Source organism: Pseudomonas laurentiana (assembly GCF_014648275.1).
Taxonomy (GTDB): domain Bacteria; phylum Pseudomonadota; class Gammaproteobacteria; order Pseudomonadales; family Pseudomonadaceae; genus Aquipseudomonas; species Aquipseudomonas laurentiana.
Window position 1 is genome coordinate 76,725 of sequence record NZ_BMQU01000009.1, and the last position, 20,374, is coordinate 97,098.

A 20,374-nucleotide genomic window follows, 5' to 3' on the forward strand; every position below is an offset into this window, starting at 1 on the left:
AGCCGGGAATCACACCATGAAACGGATCACCTCATCTCTCCTGCTGGGCGGCGGACTGCTGGCAACCTTGCCTGCAGTAGCGGGAGACATGCTGCTCTGGCAAACCAACAGCATCAGTTACCTGTATGGCAAAGACTTCACCGTCAACCCCGCCATCCAGCAAACCGTAACCTTCGAGCACGCCGACAAATGGAAATACGGCGACAACTTCCTGTTCGTCGACAAGATCTTCTACAACGGCGCCACTGACCGTAACAAAGGCAACAACACCTACTATGGCGAATTCAGCCCTCGCCTGTCGTTCGGCAAGATCTTCGACCGCAAGTTCGAGTTCGGCCCCATCAAGGACGTGTTGCTGGCCATGACCTACGAGTCTGGCGAAGGTGATAACGAGGCCTACCTGATCGGCCCGGGCTTTGACCTGGCAGTTCCCGGCTTCAACTACTTCACCTTGAACTTCTATCAGCGCAACACCGAGGGCAGCCGCCCAGGCGATCGCGTATGGCAGATCACACCGACGTTCTCCTATACCATCCCCGCAGGCAAGTCCGACATCCTCGTCGACGGCTACATGGACTGGGTCGTTGACAACGACAGCACTCGCCGTGGCACCTACCATGCCAACCTGCACTTTAACCCGCAGGTCAAATACGACCTGGGCAAAGCCTTGAACCTGGGCGCCAAGCAGCTTTACGTGGGCGTGGAGTACAGCTACTGGAAAGACAAGTACGGCATCGAGGACACCCAGCGCTTTGACACCAACGAGAGCGTCACCAGCTTCCTGGTGAAAATGCACTTCTAAAAGCTGACCCCATGCACAGTATTAAACCCTTGCGCTCCTGAACGGGGCATTCAGGGACCGGCGCGCCAGCCCCCATGCTGCGCGCCCTTCAATCGAGGGCAGGCCGCATCCTGCCCTCGATTGCTGACCGCTCAATCAAGACATCAATCAAGACGTCTCTCGCCCCGCCCTCCTGCCTCCCATCGACCACTTCACCGTGGACAGCTGTCCGTCCAGCCAGTAATCTGCGCGCCCTTTTATACAGGGCAAGACGGCATGCGCTCGGGTTTGCTGACCTATCCGTCAACCAATACAGCCGCTCAACAGACCTCTTGCCCGCTTGAAGCGCCCCTTTTCCATCGGTTCACAGCACGGTCGAACAGGCTGATTGCGCGCCACCTCAAAGGTTGGCGCAACCCTTGCTGTATCGCTGCGCCGAACCGAAAAACCGACCATTAAGTCAACAAACGGCATCACTCACGAATGCCGACAACAGAACAACGAGAAATCAACCTTTGGAGCACACCATGCGTACCCGTAACAGCCTGATCCTCGCCAGCGGCCTGCTGGCCGCCAGCAGCGCCATGGCCGGCGACCTGCTGCAATGGCAGAACAACAGCCTGACCTACCTGTACGGCAAGGATTTCACCGTTAATCCGGAAATCCAGCAGACCTTCACCTTCGAGCACGCTGACGCCTGGAAGTACGGTGACAACTTCCTGTTCATCGACAAGATCTTCTACAACGGCAAGAAGGACTCGAACGCCGGCCCTAACACCTACTACGGCGAATTCACCCCTCGCCTGTCGTTCGGCAAGATCTTCGATCAGAAGCTTGAGTTCGGCCCGGTGAAAGACGTGTTGCTGGCCATGACCTACGAGTTTGGCGAAGGTGACAACGAGTCGTACCTGATCGGCCCGGGCTTCGACCTGGCGATTCCAGGCTTCGACTACTTCCAGTTGAACTTCTACCAGCGCAACACCGAAGGCAGCCGTGCAGGCGATAAGGTCTGGCAGATCACCCCGGTATGGTCCTACACCATCCCAATGGGCAAATCCGACGTTCTGATCGACGGCTACATGGACTGGGTCGTCGACAACGACGAAACCCGCAACCATGGCACCTACCACGCCAACCTGCACTTCAACCCACAGATCAAGTACGACCTGGGCAAAGCCTTGAGCCTGGGTGAGAAACAGTTGTACGTGGGTGTCGAATACGACTACTGGAAAGACAAGTACGGTATCGAAGACACCCCGGCCTTCGACACCAACCAGAACACCACCAGCCTGCTGGTCAAAGTGCACTTCTGATCGGTTGCGTATGACTGCCAGGGCCACGTCGGTTTACGTCGCAGCCCTGGCACAGCCCGAGTCAACCCTCAGCGGCGACTGCTACCCGAGCAGCAGCGCATGGCTGGAACAGGTCGAGCTCGCTGCGATAGGCCGACGTACGCACTTTCATCAGGCCCAGCACGGAATGGAACAGGTTGTCATGGGACAACGTGACGCCTCGCTGCTGATCCAGACAGCCCATTGACACCTTGCTTTGCGCAGACAGCTTCGGTGACAACCAGACGACCATCGGTACCTGCGTTTGCTCACGAGGGGCCATGGCGTAGGGCAACCCATGCAGGTAAACACCCTTCTCACCCAACGACTCGCCGTGATCGGAGACATACAGCATTGCGGTATCGAAACGATCCTCCTTACCCTTGAGCAGCTCGACCAGACGCGCCAGCACATGATCGGTGTACAGCAGCGAGTTGTCGTAGCTGTTCACAATGGCGTCATTCGCACACGTGTCGAGCTGGCCGGTATCGCAAGTCGGGGTAAATCGACGAAATGCTGCCGGGTAGCGTTTGTAGTAGGCCGGGCCGTGGCTTCCTTCCATGTGCAAGACAATGACCGTATCGGCCGTGGCGCGGTCAATGCGTTCGGCCAAGCCATGCAAGAGCACCTCATCGAAACAGCCGTCGGCATTACAGAGCTCAGGCACACTCAGGTGTGACACATCCTCGCTGGGCACGCGATCACAGGCGCCCTTGCACCCCGAATTGTTGTCACGCCAGAGCACCGCAACACCCGCACGCTGCAGCACATCAAGCACCCCATCGCGATTGTGTGCCTGGTATGTCTTGTAGTTCGCACGCCCGACATCCAGGAACATGCACGGCAGGGAAATGGCCGTGGCTGTGCCGCAGGAACTGACATTGGTAAAGCTGACCACGCCCTGATCGGGCAACGCCGGGTTGGTCACCCGCGGGTAGCCGTTGAGCGAAAAGTTGGCAGCCCTGGCCGTTTCGCCGATGACCAGCACCAGCACCTTGTGCCGCCCAGGATGGCCGACATCGGTCGCTTGAACTGCATCCAGGCCAACCTGTTCAAAGGCTACCGACGTACGCAACTGCCGTTTGGCGTAACCATGAATGGCCCCTACAACGTTCGAGGGGACCAGCATCAACCGAAGGTCGCGGTGGTTTCTTAGCAGCGATGCATAAGACTGATACGCGACAGCCAGAATGACACCTATCACCGCAAGGGCTGCCAGCATGCCCGACAGTTTTATCGCGCCGGCACGCGTCCAGCGTTGCTTGGTCAGCGGAACGCGGCTGACGATGATCGCCGGCAGGATGCCCAGGCACAGCACCCACAGCAACACGTCGACACCCAGCAGGTCGTACGCCTCTGCCTGATCGGTCTGCAGCACGTTCATGACCATTGAATAGTCAATCACTATGCCGTACCGGCTCATGAAGAAGCTGGCCACTGCAGAAACCAGGATGACCACGACAAGTACGGGCCTGGTCAACCGTCCCCAGGCCAGCAGGTTCAACAACAGGTAATTCCAAAGAAAGACAAATAGCGGAAGGCTGAATAAAAAGAGCAGGTGTTCGTTATTCCAACCGCCGACGGCCTGCCAGACCGCTCGCCAGAAGGTAAAATTCAAGACCAGGGTTAACCACAGCGATACCAGCAACAACAAGACTGTTGTTTGTATTGAACGGGAACGCGGCGAAAAGTCGCGTTCAAACTTTACCGACGAACTCACAAACGTCTCCTGACAGCGTATATGTCCGTTACATAAACCCGGCGCGATGAAGCGCCTGTGCATGACTTACCACGTGGCGCGCAAGCGACGGTATGCCACGCCGAATGCCAGCATCGGCAACAACAGGCCGATGACAATCAAGCCGGCCATCACAATGGATTTATCCAGAATTTTCAGGACATCGATCACCAGCAATCCAAGGCAGATTGCCAACGCCAGTACTGGAATTGTCCAACGGCCAAGCCTTTCCCATTGCGGAAAAAGCACATGCGCATTGAAGGTCAGTAGCAAACAAAGGCACAACCATGCCAATGCTGCAAACATATAGATGCTCAAATGATACACACCGTAGGCCAAGGCACTACCGAGCATAAGCGTGCTCCCTTACGCGATACGACATCGCGAACAACTTTTATTATCATTCACACATTCCATGTGCGTGTGTTGCAGCCCCCGAGCGTAGTTCAGTTTTTTGCCCCTGCCTAGCAGTGTCTTGACGTTTTTTTCTCGTTGAACCTGCTATGTTTCGCGGTTGGCATGAACACGCGACCACAACACCGCCGCAACAGCGGCTGCGACACTGCTTTGCCTGCAAAGGCCAGGGCTTCAAGAAAGACAAAAGGAATTCATATGCGCGCTCCACAATCAGCGCCCCAGCGCTACCTGCTGCTACTGACCTCAGTGTGGCTTGCGATTTTTCTACTCACCCGAGGCGTGCTGTTTTTCAGCCACTTGAATGAAGCCGGAAGCAATGTCTTCTCGATCTTTGGTATCGGGCTGCTATACGACCTGAGCTTCCTGATCTACGCCGCATTGCCGCTGGGCCTGTACCTGCTGCTGTGTCCTGCACGGCTGTGGCGCTCGCGGGCACATCAGTGGTTCCTGCAGGGCATCATGGTCCTGAGCGTTTTCCTGATGCTGTTCACGGCAGTTGCCGAGTGGCTGTTCTGGGACGAATTCGGTGTGCGCTTCAACTTCATCGCCGTCGACTACCTGGTCTATTCCGATGAAGTGTTGAACAACATCCTCGAGTCCTACCCTATCGGCCTGCTGCTGAGTGTCCTGGCGGTTATCGCCATCGCCCTGAGCCTTGCACTGCGCGCTCCGCTCAAGCAGGCCCTGAACGCACCGATACCCGCCTTTCGCCAGCGCCTGATGAGCTTTGCCGTGCTGGCCGTGCTGGCCGGGCTTTGCGTGCAGGTGATCGATCAAGACCGCCCGCGCGGCCAAGGTGGCAATGCCTACCAACGTGAACTGGCCAGTAACGGCCCTTACCAGTTCTTCGCGGCGTTCCGCAACAACGAACTCGATTACCCGCAGTTCTACAGCAGCCTGCCCGAGCAGGATGTCACCACACAGATCCAGAACGAGCTGCGCGAACCCGTTGCGAGTTTCGTCGGCAAGGAACCCCTGGATATTCGCCGCACGATCACCAGCAATGCCCCGGCGCGTACACCTAACGTGGTCCTGGTGACCATTGAAAGCTTCAGTGCCAAGTACATGGGCAGCAACGGTGATAACCGCAACCTGACCCCTAACCTGGATGCCTTGCGCAAACAGAGCCTGTACTTCAACAACTTCTATGCCACCGGCACTCGTACAGACCGGGGCCTGGAAGCCATCACCCTGTCGATTCCGCCAACCCCTGGCCGCTCGATCGTCAAGCGTGTGGGCCGCGAGAGCGGTTTCGCCAGCCTCGGCCAGCACATGAGTGAAGCGGGCTATGACAGCGTGTTCGTCTACGGTGGCCGTGGCTACTTCGACAACATGAACGCGTTTTTCAGCGGCAACGGTTATCGGGTGGTTGACCAGAGCAGCGTGAAAGAGAGCGATATCAGCTTCAAGAACGCCTGGGGCATGTCGGACGAAGACCTCTACAACCAGGCGATGCAGCTGGCTGACGCCGACTTCGCCAACCAGGTGCCGTTCTTCCTGCAACTGATGACCACCTCCAACCATCGCCCGTACACCTACCCCGACGGTCGCATCGACATCCCGTCTGGCGATGGCCGTGAAGGCGCGGTGAAGTACACCGACTACGCCATCGGTCGCTTCCTTGAACAGGCGCGCAGCAAGCCGTGGTTCGACAACACCCTGTTTATCTTCGTTGCCGACCATACCGCTGGCAGCGCGGGTAAAGAGGACCTGCCGGTTCGCAACTACCAGATTCCGCTGTTCATCTACGGGCCGAAGTTGATCGACGCCCGTGAGGAATCGAAACTGGCCAGCCAGATCGACCTGGCGCCGACCCTGCTCGGCCTGTTGAACATGAGCTATACCTCAACCTTCTTCGGCCGCAACCTGATGCTTGAAGACGCACTGCCACCACGCGTACTGATCGGTAACTACCAGCACCTGGGCCTGTTCGATGGCCAGGACCTGGCCATCCTCAGCCCACGCGACGGCCTGCGCCTTCATGAGCAGGCCCTGGGCGAAAGCCGTGAGGTCGTGGGTGACAGCAACAACCCGCTGATCAAGCGCGCGATCAGCTATTACCAGGCGGCCAGCTATGGCTTCAAGCACCACCTGCTCGACTGGGTACCCGAAGAGAGCGAGAAGACCGCAGGTAAAAACTGACTGAACCGACACGGCGCCCGCTGACAGGGCGCCGTACTCAGCCTCTTGCCGCCCGCCAGAGCTTGCTGGTCAGTGCTACCACCGCCAGTACGGCGGCACCGGCAAGAATACCCACGCCGCCATTGAGCAGGCTTGACGTCAGCACCCCGCCCCGCCCTTCACTGAACGCTTCAACGGCGTGATGCAACGGCGCAACGCCATGCACCAGAATCCCGCCACCGACCAAAAACATCGCCGCCGTGCCCACCACCGACAGGCCCTTCATCAGGTACGGTGCCGCCTGCAGAATACCCTTGCCGATCGCCTGGGCGACGCGTCCGGATTTTTGCGTGAGCCACAAGCCTAAGTCATCCAACTTGACGATCCCGCCAACCAGCCCATACACCCCTACGGTCATGACAAAGGCGATGCCCGATAACACGATGATTTGCTGCGTCAACGGCGCAGCGGCGACTGCACCGAGGGTGATGGCAATGATTTCCGCCGACAGGATGAAATCGGTACGCACGGCGCCTTTGATCTTGTCCTTCTCATAGGCCACCAGATCGACTGACGGATCAGCCACCGCCTCGCTCAGGGCCGCATGCCCGGCATCGTCCTCGGCTGCACTGTGAAAAAACTTGTGGGCCAGCTTCTCGAAGCCCTCAAAACACAGGTAAGCACCGCCGACCATCAACAACGGGGTCACCGCCCATGGAATGAACGCACTGATTGCCAGTGCCGCCGGCACCAGAATCACCTTGTTCAACAACGACCCCTTGGCCACGGCCCATACCACCGGCAACTCCCGGTCAGCGCGCACGCCACTGACCTGTTGGGCATTGAGCGCCAGATCATCGCCCAAAACCCCGGCGGTCTTTTTTGCCGCGACCTTGGTCATCACCGAGACGTCGTCCAGCACCGTGGCGATATCGTCGATCAACACCAGTAGACTGCTTCCTGCCATGCTTGCGTATCCAGAGTGTTCAAAGGCCGAAAGCATAGCGTGACTGTGCGTGAAAGTGGCAGCCTTGAGCCTCGCGCAAACCCGGTGCTACCATGCGGCACCGCCTGCCCAGGCCTGGGCCGCCTGCGGTCCGACACAAGGAACAGCGCCAATCATGAGCAGCATCCGCGAGCGCAACAAAGAGCTGATCCTGCGCGCAGCCAGCGAAGAGTTCGCCGAAAAGGGCTTTGCCGCCACCAAAACCAGCGATATCGCGGCCAAGGCGGGGCTACCCAAGCCCAACGTCTACTACTACTTCAAATCCAAGGAAAACCTCTACCGCGAAGTCCTGGAAAGCATTATCGAGCCGATCATGCAGGCCTCCACCCCGTTCAATGCCGAGGGTGAACCCGAGGACGTGTTGAGCGCCTACATTCGCTCAAAAATCCGCATATCGCGCGACCTGCCCTTTGCCTCCAAGGTGTTCGCCAGTGAAATCATGCATGGCGCCCCGCACCTGAGCCCGACCCAGGTCGAACAGCTCAACCTGCAGGCCCGGCACAACATCGCGTGCATTCAGCGCTGGATCGAACGCGGCCAGATCGCCCCGCTCGACCCACATCACCTGATGTTCAGCATCTGGGCCGCAACCCAGACCTACGCCGATTTCGACTGGCAGATCTCTGTCGTCACCGGCAAAGCCAAGCTGGACGATGCTGACTATGAAGCGGCAGCCCAGACCATCATTCGCCTGGTGCTCAAGGGCTGCGCACCAGACGCCTGAAACCCGGCTATTGCAGGTAAACCCGCCGCTATCCTCAGGCTGCCACGCCTGCATCCGCCGTCAACCCAACCGCTTCGATCGCACTGATCGCGCACTGCTCGTCGATGTCCGAGGTATCGCCACTGATACCGATCGCCCCCAGCACCACGCCCTGCTGATCGCGGATCAACACCCCACCCGGCGCCGGAACCACCGCGCCCTGGCCCAGGCCATTGAGCGCGGCGAAAAATGCCGGGCGCTGCTGTGCGTCCAGCGCCAGCAGGCGTGAGCCCTTGCCCAGCGCAATCGCGCCCCAGGCTTTGCCCGTCGCCACGTGCGGACGCAGCAGGCTGGCGCCGTCTTCACGTTGCAGGGCCAGCAAGTGACCACCGCTATCGAGCACCGCAATGGTCAAGGGTGCAGCCGAGATCTTGCGCCCGGCAGCAATGGCGCCGTTTATCAGGCTGACAGCGACTTTCAAGGTCAGAGCGTTCATGGACAGGTCCTCTTGTTGTTAGAAGCCCAGAGGGGCAAGTGAAAATCCAATACGACAAATAGAACACAATGGAGAATATTTTTGTATACAATAATTTTCGCCAGCTGATAACAATCGGACAAAATGCCTTTTCTAGCGGCACGAAGAGCAAAGCACTGGCAGCCGATGAAAATGGATTGACCAGAGCCACATACCGTGAATACACTCTGACGCAAAGCCATTTGTATACAATTACAAAACCAATGAGGCACAAAACCATGAGCAAAATGAGAGCAATTGATGCAGCCGTTCTGGTGATGCGCCGCGAAGGTGTTGAAACCGCTTTTGGCATCCCGGGCGCAGCGATCAACCCGCTGTACTCGGCGTTGAAAAAAGTCGGCGGTATCGATCACGTCCTCGCTCGCCACGTTGAAGGCGCCTCGCACATGGCCGAGGGCTACACCCGTACCAAGGCCGGCAACATCGGCGTGTGCATCGGCACCTCCGGCCCAGCCGGTACCGACATGGTCACCGGCCTGTACAGCGCCTCGGCAGACTCGATCCCGATCCTCTGCATCACCGGTCAGGCACCTCGCGCACGCCTGCACAAGGAAGACTTCCAAGCCGTCGACATCACCAGCATCGTCAAGCCGGTGACCAAGTGGGCGACCACCGTTCTGGAACCCGGCCAAGTGCCTTACGCCTTCCAGAAAGCCTTCTATGAAATGCGTTCCGGTCGCCCAGGCCCTGTACTGATCGACCTGCCATTCGACGTGCAGATGGCCGAAATCGAATTCGACATCGAGGCCTACCAGCCACTGCCCGTACACAAGCCTGCAGCCAACCGCGTACAGATCGAGAAGGCCCTGGCCATGCTCGACAGCGCAGAGCGCCCGCTGTTGGTCGCCGGTGGCGGCATCATCAACGCCGACGCCTGCGAGAAACTGGTTGAGTTCGCAGAGCTGACCGGCATTCCAGTGATTCCAACCCTGATGGGCTGGGGCATCATCCCTGACGATCACCCACAGATGGTCGGCATGGTCGGTCTGCAGACGTCGCACCGTTACGGCAACGCCACCCTGCTCAAATCCGACATGGTGCTGGGCATCGGCAACCGCTGGGCAAACCGCCACACCGGTTCCGTTGACGTCTACACCGAAGGTCGTCGCTTTATCCACGTCGACATCGAACCCACCCAGATCGGCCGTGTGTTCAACCCGGACCTGGGTATCGTCTCGGACGCGGGCGCCGCGCTGGACATGTTCCTGGAAGTGGCCCGCGAGTGGAAAGCCGCCGGCAAGCTCAAGTGCCGTGGCGAATGGCTGAAAGACTGCCAACAGCGCAAAGCCAGCCTGCACCGCAAGACTCACTTCGACAACGTGCCGGTCAAGCCACAGCGCGTATACGAGGAAATGAACCAGGTATTTGGCAAAGACACCTGCTACGTCAGCACCATCGGTCTGTCGCAGATTGCCGGCGCCCAGTTCCTCCACGTCTACAAGCCACGTCACTGGATCAACTGCGGCCAGGCCGGCCCACTGGGCTGGACCATTCCGGCTGCGCTGGGCGTGGTCAAGGCGGACCCGACCCGCAAGGTCGTCGCCCTGTCCGGCGACTATGACTTCCAGTTCATGATCGAAGAACTGGCCGTCGGCGCGCAGTTCAATCTGCCTTACGTCCACGTACTGGTGAACAACTCCTACCTGGGGCTGATCCGTCAGGCCCAACGTGGCTTCGAGATGGATTACTGTGTACAGCTGGCGTTCGAGAACCTCAACGCGCCGGAGCTCAACGGCTATGGTGTTGACCACGTTGCCGTGGTTCAAGGTCTGGGCTGCAAGGCTATCCGCGTCTCTGAACCGGGCGAGATCGCGCCGGCCCTGCTCAAGGCCCAGAAGATGGCCGAAGAGTTCCGGGTACCGGTTGTGGTCGAGGTGATTCTCGAACGCGTGACCAATATTTCCATGGGTACTGAAATCAACGCGGTCAACGAATTCGAAGACCTGGCGCTGGTCGGCGACGATGCACCGACTGCGATTTCGCTGCTCGACTGATCGCACAAGCGGCCCCTGCCCCAGTGGCAGCGGGCCCTACTTTGCAAGGAGACAACCATGCCACGTTTCGCCGCCAACCTGTCCATGCTGTTCACCGAACAGGACTTTCTCGCCCGCTTCAAAGCGGCTGCCGATGCCGGGTTCACCGGGGTCGAATACCTGTTCCCGTACGATTACAGCTCGGCTGAAATCAAGCAGCAACTGGACGCCAACGGCCTGACCCAAGTGCTGTTCAACCTGCCGGCTGGCGACTGGGCCAAGGGTGATCGCGGAATCGCCTGCGACCCGGCCCGTGTTGAAGAATTTCGTGCCGGTGTCGATCTGGCCATTGCCTACGCCAAGGTACTGGGCAACACCCAGGTCAACTGCCTGGCAGGCATTCGCCCACAAGGCCCGGATTGCGCCACGGTGAAGAAAACCTTCATCGACAACCTGAAGTTCGCAGCCGAAAAGCTCCAGGCCGAGGGCATCAAGCTGGTGATGGAGATGATCAACACCCGCGACATCCCCGGCTTCTACCTGAACACCACCCAACAGGCGCTGGAAATCCAGGACGCCGTGGGCAGCAGCAACCTGTTCCTGCAGTACGACATCTATCACATGCAGATCATGGAAGGTGACCTGGCGCGCACGATGGAAACCCACCTGTCGCGCATCAACCACATCCAGTTGGCCGACAACCCGGGCCGTCACGAACCGGGCACCGGCGAAATCAACTACCGCTTTCTGTTCGAGCACCTGGACCGTATTGGCTACCAGGGCTGGGTCGGCGCTGAGTACAAGCCACTGACCACCACTGAAGCCGGTCTGGTCTGGCTGAAGACCCACAACGCACTCTAACGCGCACTCACGCCCCCATGGGGCTGCGCGCCGGCCGCATGCATACAACTATAAGAGGCATTTTTCATGGCTAAAATCGGATTTATCGGCACTGGCATCATGGGCCGCCCAATGGCTCAGAACCTTCAGAAAGCAGGCCACAGCCTGTTCGTCTCCACCCACCACGACGCCGCCCCGGCTGAACTGCTCGCTGCGGGTGCCGTGGCCCTGGCCAACCCGAAAGAAGTCGCTCAGGAAGCTGAGTTCATCATCGTCATGGTCCCGGACACCCCACAGGTCGACGCTGTCCTGTTCGGTGAGAACGGCGTGGCTTACGGTGTTGGCCCGAACAAAGTCGTCATCGACATGAGTTCGATTTCGCCGACCGCGACCAAAACCTTCGCAGAGAAAATCAAGGCCACTGGCGCCACCTACCTCGACGCACCGGTATCCGGTGGCGAAGTCGGCGCCAAAGCCGCGACCCTGAGCATCATGGTCGGCGGTTGCCCGAATGCCTTCGAGCGCGCACTGCCGCTGTTCCAGGCCATGGGCAAGAACATCACCCGCGTCGGCGGCAGTGGCGATGGCCAAACCGCCAAGGTGGCCAACCAGATCATCGTCGCCCTGAACATCCAGGCCGTTGCCGAAGCGCTGCTGTTCGCCGCCAAGAACGGCGCGGACCCAGCCAAGGTGCGTGAAGCCCTGATGGGCGGTTTTGCCTCCTCGAAGATCCTTGAAGTACATGGCGAGCGCATGATCAAAGGTACCTTCGACCCAGGCTTCCGTATCAGCCTGCACCAGAAAGACCTGAACCTGGCCCTGCAAGGCGCCAAAGAGCTGTCGATCAACCTGCCCAACACCGCCAACGCCCAACAGGTGTTCAGTACCTGTGCCGCCATCGGTGGTGCAAACTGGGACCATTCGGCATTGATCAAAGGCCTGGAACACATGGCCAACTTTTCGATCCGTGGCGACAAGTAAGACCCGCTTCACCGTGAGATGAGGTGTCGTCACTACGGCCCTCATCGCCGCCAGGGGCGCCCTGCCCGCGCCGACCCTGGCGGCGATTCCGGACGACACCGCCCTCTCAGACAGACACAGAACAACACGATTGGGAGCCTGCCATGTCGGTCGATCCGCAACACTTTCTGCGCGAACTGTTCGCCACGGCCATTGAAGCCGCCCACCCGCGCCACGTCCTTGAACCCCATCTGCCCAGTGATCGCACCGGTCGCGTCATCGTCATCGGTGCAGGCAAAGCCGCTGCCGCCATGGCCGAAGTCGTCGAAAAAAACTGGCAGGGCGAGGTCTCCGGCCTGGTCGTCACCCGTTACGGCCATGGCGCCAGCTGCTCGAAAATCGAGGTGGTCGAAGCCGCCCACCCGGTACCCGATGCCGCCGGTCTGGCAGTGGCCAAGCGTGTGCTGGCGATGGTCAGTGACCTGAGTGCCGACGACCGGGTGATATTCCTCCTGTCTGGCGGTGGTTCGGCCCTGCTCGCACTGCCGGCTGAAGGCCTGACCCTGGCCGACAAGCAACAGATCAACAAGGCCCTGCTCAAATCCGGCGCGACCATCGGCGAGATGAACTGCGTGCGCAAGCACCTCTCGGCGATCAAGGGCGGCCGTCTGGCCAAAGCGTGCTGGCCAGCGACCGTTTACACCTATGCGATTTCCGATGTACCGGGCGATCTGGCCACGGTCATCGCCTCCGGCCCGACCGTGGCCGACCCGAGCACCTCGGCAGAAGCGCTGGCGATTCTCAAGCGCTACAACATCCAGGCACCCGCGGCGGTCATCGACTGGCTGAACAACCCTGCCTCGGAAACCGTCAAGGCCGGTGACCCCGCCCTGGCCCGCAGCCACTTCCAACTGATCGCGCGCCCCCAGCAGTCACTGGAAGCGGCGGCGGTCAAAGCGCACCGGGCCGGTTTCAATCCACTGATCCTCGGCGACCTTGAAGGCGAGTCCCGGGAAGTGGCCAAGGTTCACGCCGGTATCACCCGGCAGATCGTCCAGCATGGCCAACCATTGCCTGCGCCGTGCGTGATCCTTTCCGGCGGTGAAACCACCGTGACCGTGCGCGGCAATGGCCGTGGCGGACGCAATGCCGAATTCCTCCTGAGCCTGACCGACAGCCTGAAAGGCTTGCCTGGCGTCTACGCCCTGGCGGGCGACACCGATGGCATTGACGGCTCGGAAGACAACGCCGGGGCACTCATGACCCCCGACAGCTATGCCCGCGCCGAGGCCTTGGGCCTCTCGGCCGCCGACGAGCTGGACAACAACAATGGCTACGGCTACTTCGCCGCGCTCGACGCCTTGATCGTTACCGAACCGACCCGGACCAACGTCAACGACTTCCGCGCCATCCTGATTCTTGAGACTGCCCACTATGACGCCTGACAAAAAAGTCAAAATCCTCGCCACCCTCGGCCCCGCGACCACTGGCATCGACGACATTCGTCAACTGGTCGAGGCCGGGGTGAACATCTTCCGTCTCAACTTCAGCCACGGCGAACATGCCGACCACGCCCAACGCTACCAGTGGATCCGCGAAGTCGAGCAACAACTGAACTACCCGCTGGGCATCCTCATGGACCTGCAAGGGCCCAAGCTGCGCGTTGGCCGCTTTGCCGAAGGCAAGGTCCAACTGCAACGCGGCCAGGCACTGCGCCTTGACCTGGACCCAACCCCGGGCGATCAGCGCCGGGTCAACCTTCCACACCCGGAAATCATCGCCGCGCTGGAACCAGGCATGGACCTGCTGGTCGACGACGGCAGGTTGCGCCTGCAAGTAACCGCCAAGCACGCTGACGCCATCGACACCCAAGTACTCAACGGTGGCGAGCTGTCTGACCGTAAAGGCGTCAACGTGCCACAGGCCGTACTGGACCTGAGCCCACTGACCGCAAAAGACCGTCGCGACCTGGCCTTCGGCCTCGACCTGGGCGTGGACTGGGTGGCCTTGTCGTTCGTCCAGCGCCCCGAGGACATTCGCGAAGCCCGCGAGCTGATCGGCGACCGCGCCTACCTGATGGCCAAGATCGAGAAGCCCTCGGCAGTCACCCAACTGCAGGCCATCGCCGAACTGAGCGATGCGATCATGGTGGCCCGGGGTGACCTGGGTGTAGAAGTGCCTGCCGAAAGCGTGCCGCACATCCAGAAGCGCATCATCGGTATCTGCCGACAACTGGGCAAACCCGTGGTGGTGGCTACCCAGATGCTCGAATCGATGCGTTTCTCTCCGGCACCGACCCGTGCGGAAGTCACCGACGTTGCCAATGCGGTAGCCGAAGGTGCCGACGCAGTGATGCTCTCCGCCGAGACCGCGTCTGGCGACTATCCACTCGAAGCCGTGCAGATGATGAGCAAGATCATCCGCCAGGTGGAAAGCGGCCCGGACTACCAGGCCCAGCTCGATGTCGGCCGGCCCCAGGCCGAGGCAACCGTGTCCGACGCCATCAGTTGCGCGATCCGGCGCATCAGCAGCATCCTGCCGATTGCCGTGCTGGTGAACTACAGCGAGTCGGGCAACTCGACCCTGCGCACCGCCCGCGAGCGGCCACGCTCACCGATCCTCAACCTGACCCCGAACCTGAACACCGCACGCCGCCTGACCGTTGCATGGGGCGTGCACTCGGTGGTCAACGACCGCTTGCGCCAGGTTGACGAAGTCTGCTCCACCGCACTGGAAATCGCTCAGGCGCAGGGCATGGCCGAACGTGGCGACACCCTGTTGATCACCGCCGGTGTGCCTTTTGGCAAGCCGGGATCGACTAACTCGCTGCGGATCGAAACCCTGATCTGACAGCACATCGCGGGCACGCCTGCTCCTACAGGTGTGTGGGAGCAGGCGTGCCTGCGATAGGGCCACCCCAAAATACGTTCCACCCCAGACCGACTGCCATGTACACCAAGCATTTCGTAAACCCCTGCCCCGACTGGGCCACCGCCTTGCTCAACGGCTTCAGCCAGGTACTGCTGCAGTGCAACCCGCTGTGTGGCCTGTGCTGTCTGCTGGCAATCCTGCTGACGGCCCCCGACCTGATCGGCGGCGCCCTGCTCGGCGCCCTGGCCGGGTTACTCACCGCCCAACGCCGAGGCTACACCCGCAGTGACCGACAATCGGGCCTGTACAGCTACAACGGGGTCCTGATCGGCCTGCTGCTCAGCCACGCATTACCCTGGACGGCGATCCTGCCGCCACTGATCATTGCCGCAGGTGGCTTGAGCAGCATGCTCGTCCACCAGTGGCTCAAGCGCACCGGGCCCAACAGCCTGCTGCCGGCCTATACCACACCGTTCGTACTGTTAGGCTGGGCGGCCCTGGCAATGAGTGAACCGACCGCAAGCAGCACAGCGGTCGATAGCAACCCGTTGTTCGCCCTCGCCCGTGGCCTGGGCCAGATATTCCTCCTCGATCAGCCCCTGGCCGGCGTGCTGATTGCCCTCGGCCTGCTGATCGCCAACCGTTACGCCGCCGCCTGGGCCCTGCTCGGTTCGGCCCTCGGCGGCAGCGTGGCACTGCTTGTCGGCGCTGAAACCAATGCCGTCTTCAATGGCCTCTATGGCTTCAACGCCGCGCTCGCCGCGCTGGCCTTCAGCCAGACCCGAAGCCAGCCCTGGCGCCCACTGCTGGCCATCGCCCTGGCGATCCTGCTGCAACCCGGCTTCGCCCACCTGGCCGTCCCCGGCCTGACTGCACCGTTCATTTTGGCGTGCTGGTTACTGCATGTTGGTATTCGGGCATCGCGCCAGCCGCTTGCTCACGGCTCACGTCGCTTGCACCGCTAAGACCCAACCCCTAGGCTCTGTTCCGTTATCCAATGGAACGAGCCTATGGACACCCCAATGAGCTGGCGCGAACAGCTCTTCATCATTGTTTTCAAAACCGATACCCCAGCGGGCCGACGCTTCGATAGCATCCTGTTGCTGATCGTTCTCGCCAGCCTGGTGACCGTGGTGCTGGATAGCATCGACGAGATACACCGCAACTATGTCGGGCTGCTGACGACGTTGGAGTGGGGCTTCACCGCCATTTTCCTGGTCGAATACATCCTGCGCCTGTACTGCTCGCCCAAACCGCTGCGCTATGCCTTCAGCTTCTACGGCCTGGTAGACCTGCTGGCGATCGTGCCTGGGATCATCGCCCTGTACTACAGCGACGCACAGTACCTGTTGATTGTCCGAGTGATCCGAATGCTGCGGATTTTCCGGGTACTCAAACTGATGCCCTACCTCAAACAGGCCAACTACCTGCTCGCGGCCCTGCAAGGCAGCCGACAGAAAATCATCGTTTTTCTGCTCAGCGTTTCTACCCTGGTTACAGTGTTTGGCACCCTGATGTACGTGATTGAAGGGCCGGACCATGGCTTTACCAGCATCCCCAAAGGCATCTACTGGGCCATCGTCACACTGACCACCGTCGGCTACGGCGATATTGTGCCGAAAACCCCTTTAGGGCAGATGCTCTCGTCACTGGTGATGATTGCCGGTTACTCGATCATCGCCGTGCCTACCGGCATCTTCACTGCCGAACTGGCCAACGCCATGCGCGGTGAAAAACTGCAACACCGCTGCCCGGTCTGCCCAAAAGACAACCACGAACAAGACGCCGCATTCTGCTCACGCTGTGGCAATGCGCTGTTCAAGAAAAGCGAATAAACAAATCACTTTTTAATCTTTTATCGACTAAGGCCGAACCGCTATAGTCGCGGGCATCATGCCTTCAACCCCACTAGAACAAGGAATGCGCAGTGAAAAAACTCTTCAGTGCCTCGCTTCTCGCCGCAGGCCTGGCCTTGGGCAACCTGGCCCAGGCCGCACCGCCCCTGCTCAACGTCTCCTATGACGTGATGCGCGACTTCTACAAGGACTACAACAGCGCCTTCCAAAAGCACTGGGAAGCCGAGCACAAAGAGAAAATCGCCGTACAGATGTCCTTTGGCGGTTCGAGCAAACAGGCACGCTCGGTGATCGACGGCCTGCCTGCCGATGTCATCACCATGAACATGGCCACCGACATCAATGCCTTGGCTGACAACGGCAAACTGGTTCCAGAGAACTGGGTGACCCGCCTGCCGAACAACAGCGCACCCTTCACCTCGGCCACCGTGTTCATTGTCCGCAAGGGCAACCCGAAAGCCCTGAAAGACTGGCCAGACCTGCTCAAGGACGGCGTCCAGGTGATCGTGCCCAACCCGAAAACCTCGGGTAACGGCCGCTACACCTACCTTTCGGCCTGGGGCTATGTGCTGAAGAACGGTGGCGACGAGAACAAGGCCAAGGCCTTTGTCGGCAAGCTGTTCAAACAGGCCCCCGTGCTCGATACCGGCGGCCGTGCCGCCACCACCACCTTCATGACCAACCAGATTGGCGACGTGCTGGTGACCTTCGAGAACGAAGCCGAGATGATTGCCCGTGAATTCGGTCGCGATCAGTTTGAAGTGATCTACCCGAGCGTTTCAGCCGAAGCCGAGCCACCGGTGAGCGTGGTCGACAAAGTGGTCGACAAGAAAGGCAGCCGTGCCGCCGCCGAGGAATACCTGAAGTACCTGTGGTCGCCCGAGGCTCAGGAAATCGCTGCCAACAACTACCTGCGCCCACGAGACCCTGCCGTACTGGCCAAATACACCGACCGCTTCCCGAAAGTCGACTTCCTCTCGGTAGAGAAGACCTTCGGCGACTGGCGCACCGTGCAAAAGACCCACTTCAATGACGGCGGCGTCTTCGACCAGATCTACACCGGGCAGTAAGCAACGCCTTGATCGCTGGCAAGCCAACACCCATTTTCTGTGGGAACTGGCTTGCCTGCGATGGCTTTGCCGGGGTGTCAGTCAGTGCGCGGTGTCGGCAATCGTTGGCAAGCCAACTCCCACAGGGTGCACATAGTCCCCCTCACCTTGATGGCTGAATCCAGCTACAGGAATTATCCTACAACCTCTGTCCACCTCGAGTGATTGCACGGGGAAGCGCTTCGCACGTAGTCTCGAACGGTCGCTGATGTTTCAGCGATCGGGTTTGGCGACCCGGGAAACGATACCAACGAGCAACCATTAGAGCGCGCAGATGCCAGCAGGCATAAGTGCAGTTTTTATGGTGGCCGTGTGTGGGAGGGCTTCGGCCCTGCCGGGTTATCCTGGTGTCGTCCCGGTTCGCCAACCTGCACACGGCTGCCACCCATTTCGTTTGGCGACGAGCATGTGGCAGCTCCATTACGACTCCAGGAACACTGCATTCTCTGTGGGAGCAGGCTTGCCTGCGATGGCTTTGGCGGGGTGTCAGTCAGTGCGCGGTGTCGGCAATCGTTGGCAAGCCAACTCCCACAGGGTGCACATAGTCCCCCTCACCTTGATGGCCGAATCCAGCTTTAGGAATTATCCTACAACCCCTGTCCGCCTCGAGTGATTGCACGGGGAAGCGCTTCGCACGTAGTCTCGAACGGTCGCTGACGTTTCAGCGATCGGGTTTGGCGACCCGGGAATATATGCAGAGATGCCCCGATTTCGATGGTTGGCGTGATAGACGTCTGCGTCGTTTTTATGGTGGCTGTGCGCGGGAGGGCTTCGGCCCTGCCGGATTTCCTGTGTTGACCGGTTCGCCAACCTGCGTACAGCTGCCACCCTTTCGTTTGGCGACGGCTCCGGTGGTAGCTCCAGTTCAATACAGGAGTTCACCATGAAAAAAATCGTCCCCGATCCCCCCGCGTTCCTTTTCGCCCAAACAGCCGAAACCACCTTTGGCGAGTGCGAAGGGCACCCGCCGTTGTTTACCGTGCGACCGGGCATCAGTGCTGAAGACGCACTGGTCCATGCGGCTCTCTATCTCAAATGCGCCATCGATACGTGCCCTCAGGCCGTGCAGTACACCGATGAAACGGGCCGTGGTTTTGCCTGGAGCACGCTGCATTCGGTGCAAATGGCCAAAGGGCTGATCGATGCCGTGCTCGACGGCATCGAAAGCCACAACCTGAACGAGCACCGCGAAGCGCAGAACCACTAGACGCCTCGGGCAAATACCAGTGCCTTGAGGCCACCCGCCGGATCGTTGTCGGGAAACTCCGGCGGGTTGCTCAGGCGCTCGACAAAATGCAGTTCCGGCGCGTCGGCCGCCATGCCATCAATGAGAAACTCAGGGCCAATGGCCGGGTCGTTGACGCACGCCAGCACCACGCCTTGCTCAGTCAGCAGTTCCGGCAAGCGGCGCAGGATCTTGCTGTAGTCGTGGGTCAGGACAAAGCTGCCCCCCTGGAAGGTCGGCGGGTCGATGATGATCAGGTCATAGGGGCCGCCCTTGCGCACCTTGCCCCACGACTTGAACAACTCATGGCCGAGGAAGCTCACCCGCGCCAGTTCATGCTCATTAAGCCGGTGGTTTTCGCGCCCACGACTCAAGGCGGCCTTGGCCATGTCGAGGTTGACCACCTGCTCGGCGCCACCGGCAATTGCTGCCACGGAAAAACCGCAGGTGTAGGCAAACAGGTTCAGTACGCGCTTGCCCGCTGCCTGTTCACGCACCCAGCGACGGCCATGGCGCATGTCGAGAAACAGCCCGGTGTTCTGCTTCAGGCCCAGGTCGAGCTTGTAGCGCAGGCCGTCTTCGTCAATCAGCCAATGCTCGCTTGGCGTGCCCAGCAGCCAATGCCCCGGGCTGTCCGGCAGATAGCGGTGCTGAATCAGAATTGCCTGCCCGGGCCACTGCGGGCCTGCAGCTAGCGCCAGCAGCATCTGCTCAAGGGCCGGTAATTGGCCCTCAGGCGGCTCACGAAACAATGACACCAACACCACGCCTTGCAACCAGTCGACGGTGATCTGCTCAAGCCCCGGCCAGCAACGACCGCGGCCATGGAACAGGCGCCGGGTTTCGGCCGGAGCGGGGTTGAGGGCGTCGAGCAGGTGTTCGCGCAGGGTGTCGATAACAGAAGTCAT

At 60.1% G+C, this 20,374-nt stretch carries 18 protein-coding genes; 13 read left to right on the forward strand and 5 right to left on the reverse strand.

The window, feature by feature from the left end:
- Positions 1-16: 16 nt before the first annotated feature.
- Both IE038_RS11270 and IE038_RS11275 read left to right on the forward strand, forming a co-directional pair.
- Positions 17-802, forward strand: a complete 786-nt coding sequence (locus IE038_RS11270) for an outer membrane protein OmpK (protein WP_163935677.1) — start codon at positions 17-19, stop codon at positions 800-802.
- 506 nt (positions 803-1,308) lie between these two features.
- Entirely contained in the window at positions 1,309-2,094 is a 786-nt protein-coding gene (locus tag IE038_RS11275; protein WP_189395642.1) for an outer membrane protein OmpK, read from the forward strand.
- A 61-nt stretch (positions 2,095-2,155) separates the two neighbouring features.
- On the opposite strand, the gene IE038_RS11280 is transcribed toward IE038_RS11275, so the two are convergent.
- On the reverse strand, positions 2,156-3,832 hold the full coding sequence (locus IE038_RS11280) for a phosphoethanolamine transferase (RefSeq protein WP_163935674.1): 1,677 nt from the start codon (positions 3,830-3,832) through the stop codon (positions 2,156-2,158).
- Positions 3,833-3,898: 66 nt separating this feature from the next.
- Positions 3,899-4,204: a hypothetical protein gene (locus IE038_RS11285; RefSeq protein WP_163935672.1), complete on the reverse strand. Its 306-nt coding sequence runs from the start codon at positions 4,202-4,204 to the stop codon at positions 3,899-3,901.
- Between the two features lie 258 nt (positions 4,205-4,462).
- On the opposite strand from IE038_RS11285, the gene IE038_RS11290 reads away from it, so the two are divergent.
- On the forward strand, positions 4,463-6,409 hold the full coding sequence (locus IE038_RS11290) for an LTA synthase family protein (protein ID WP_163935669.1): 1,947 nt from the start codon (positions 4,463-4,465) through the stop codon (positions 6,407-6,409).
- A 37-nt stretch (positions 6,410-6,446) separates the two neighbouring features.
- Here IE038_RS11290 and IE038_RS11295 read toward each other — a convergent pair whose 3' ends face one another.
- The gene (locus IE038_RS11295) at positions 6,447-7,355 is read right to left on the reverse strand and encodes a DUF808 domain-containing protein (RefSeq protein WP_163935666.1); all 909 of its coding nucleotides are present in this window, start codon (positions 7,353-7,355) and stop codon (positions 6,447-6,449) included.
- Between the two features lie 154 nt (positions 7,356-7,509).
- On the opposite strand from IE038_RS11295, the gene IE038_RS11300 reads away from it, so the two are divergent.
- Positions 7,510-8,118 carry a TetR/AcrR family transcriptional regulator gene (locus tag IE038_RS11300; RefSeq protein ID WP_163935663.1) on the forward strand — a complete coding sequence of 203 codons (609 nt, stop codon included), beginning with the start codon at positions 7,510-7,512 and terminating at the stop codon, positions 8,116-8,118.
- A gap of 34 nt (positions 8,119-8,152) precedes the next feature.
- On the opposite strand, the gene IE038_RS11305 is transcribed toward IE038_RS11300, so the two are convergent.
- On the reverse strand, positions 8,153-8,593 hold the full coding sequence (locus IE038_RS11305) for a GlcG/HbpS family heme-binding protein (protein ID WP_163935661.1): 441 nt from the start codon (positions 8,591-8,593) through the stop codon (positions 8,153-8,155).
- 257 nt (positions 8,594-8,850) lie between these two features.
- Here IE038_RS11305 and gcl point away from each other — a divergent pair, with 257 nt between their 5' ends.
- From gcl to IE038_RS11350, 9 genes are all read left to right on the forward strand, one after another.
- A complete protein-coding gene (gene gcl / locus IE038_RS11310) occupies positions 8,851-10,626 on the forward strand; it encodes a glyoxylate carboligase (RefSeq protein WP_189395643.1) in 1,776 nt (591 codons plus the stop codon).
- A gap of 57 nt (positions 10,627-10,683) precedes the next feature.
- Positions 10,684-11,466: a hydroxypyruvate isomerase gene (hyi, locus tag IE038_RS11315; protein WP_163935658.1), complete on the forward strand. Its 783-nt coding sequence runs from the start codon at positions 10,684-10,686 to the stop codon at positions 11,464-11,466.
- Between the two features lie 66 nt (positions 11,467-11,532).
- Positions 11,533-12,426 carry a 2-hydroxy-3-oxopropionate reductase gene (locus IE038_RS11320; protein WP_163935655.1) on the forward strand — a complete coding sequence of 298 codons (894 nt, stop codon included), beginning with the start codon at positions 11,533-11,535 and terminating at the stop codon, positions 12,424-12,426.
- Positions 12,427-12,569: 143 nt separating this feature from the next.
- Positions 12,570-13,850, forward strand: coding sequence for a glycerate kinase type-2 family protein (locus IE038_RS11325; protein WP_189395644.1), 1,281 nt, complete (start codon positions 12,570-12,572; stop codon positions 13,848-13,850).
- Positions 13,840-15,255 (forward strand): pyruvate kinase, encoded by a 1,416-nt coding sequence (gene pyk / locus IE038_RS11330; RefSeq protein WP_163935652.1) that lies wholly within the window; start codon positions 13,840-13,842, stop codon positions 15,253-15,255. Before IE038_RS11325 ends, pyk begins: the two co-directional genes overlap by 11 nt.
- A 98-nt stretch (positions 15,256-15,353) precedes the next feature.
- A complete protein-coding gene (locus IE038_RS11335) occupies positions 15,354-16,241 on the forward strand; it encodes an urea transporter (RefSeq protein ID WP_163935649.1) in 888 nt (295 codons plus the stop codon).
- Between the two features lie 45 nt (positions 16,242-16,286).
- Positions 16,287-17,111 carry an ion transporter gene (locus tag IE038_RS11340; RefSeq protein ID WP_163935646.1) on the forward strand — a complete coding sequence of 275 codons (825 nt, stop codon included), beginning with the start codon at positions 16,287-16,289 and terminating at the stop codon, positions 17,109-17,111.
- Positions 17,112-17,203: 92 nt separating this feature from the next.
- The gene (locus IE038_RS11345) at positions 17,204-18,202 is read left to right on the forward strand and encodes a sulfate ABC transporter substrate-binding protein (RefSeq protein WP_163935643.1); all 999 of its coding nucleotides are present in this window, start codon (positions 17,204-17,206) and stop codon (positions 18,200-18,202) included.
- Positions 18,203-19,124: 922 nt separating this feature from the next.
- Positions 19,125-19,448, forward strand: coding sequence for a DUF3077 domain-containing protein (locus IE038_RS11350; protein ID WP_163936957.1), 324 nt, complete (start codon positions 19,125-19,127; stop codon positions 19,446-19,448).
- Here IE038_RS11350 and IE038_RS11355 read toward each other — a convergent pair.
- Complete coding sequence (locus tag IE038_RS11355) at positions 19,445-20,374, reverse strand: class I SAM-dependent methyltransferase (RefSeq protein ID WP_163936954.1); 930 nt, start codon at positions 20,372-20,374, stop codon at positions 19,445-19,447. The genes IE038_RS11350 and IE038_RS11355 overlap by 4 nt on opposite strands.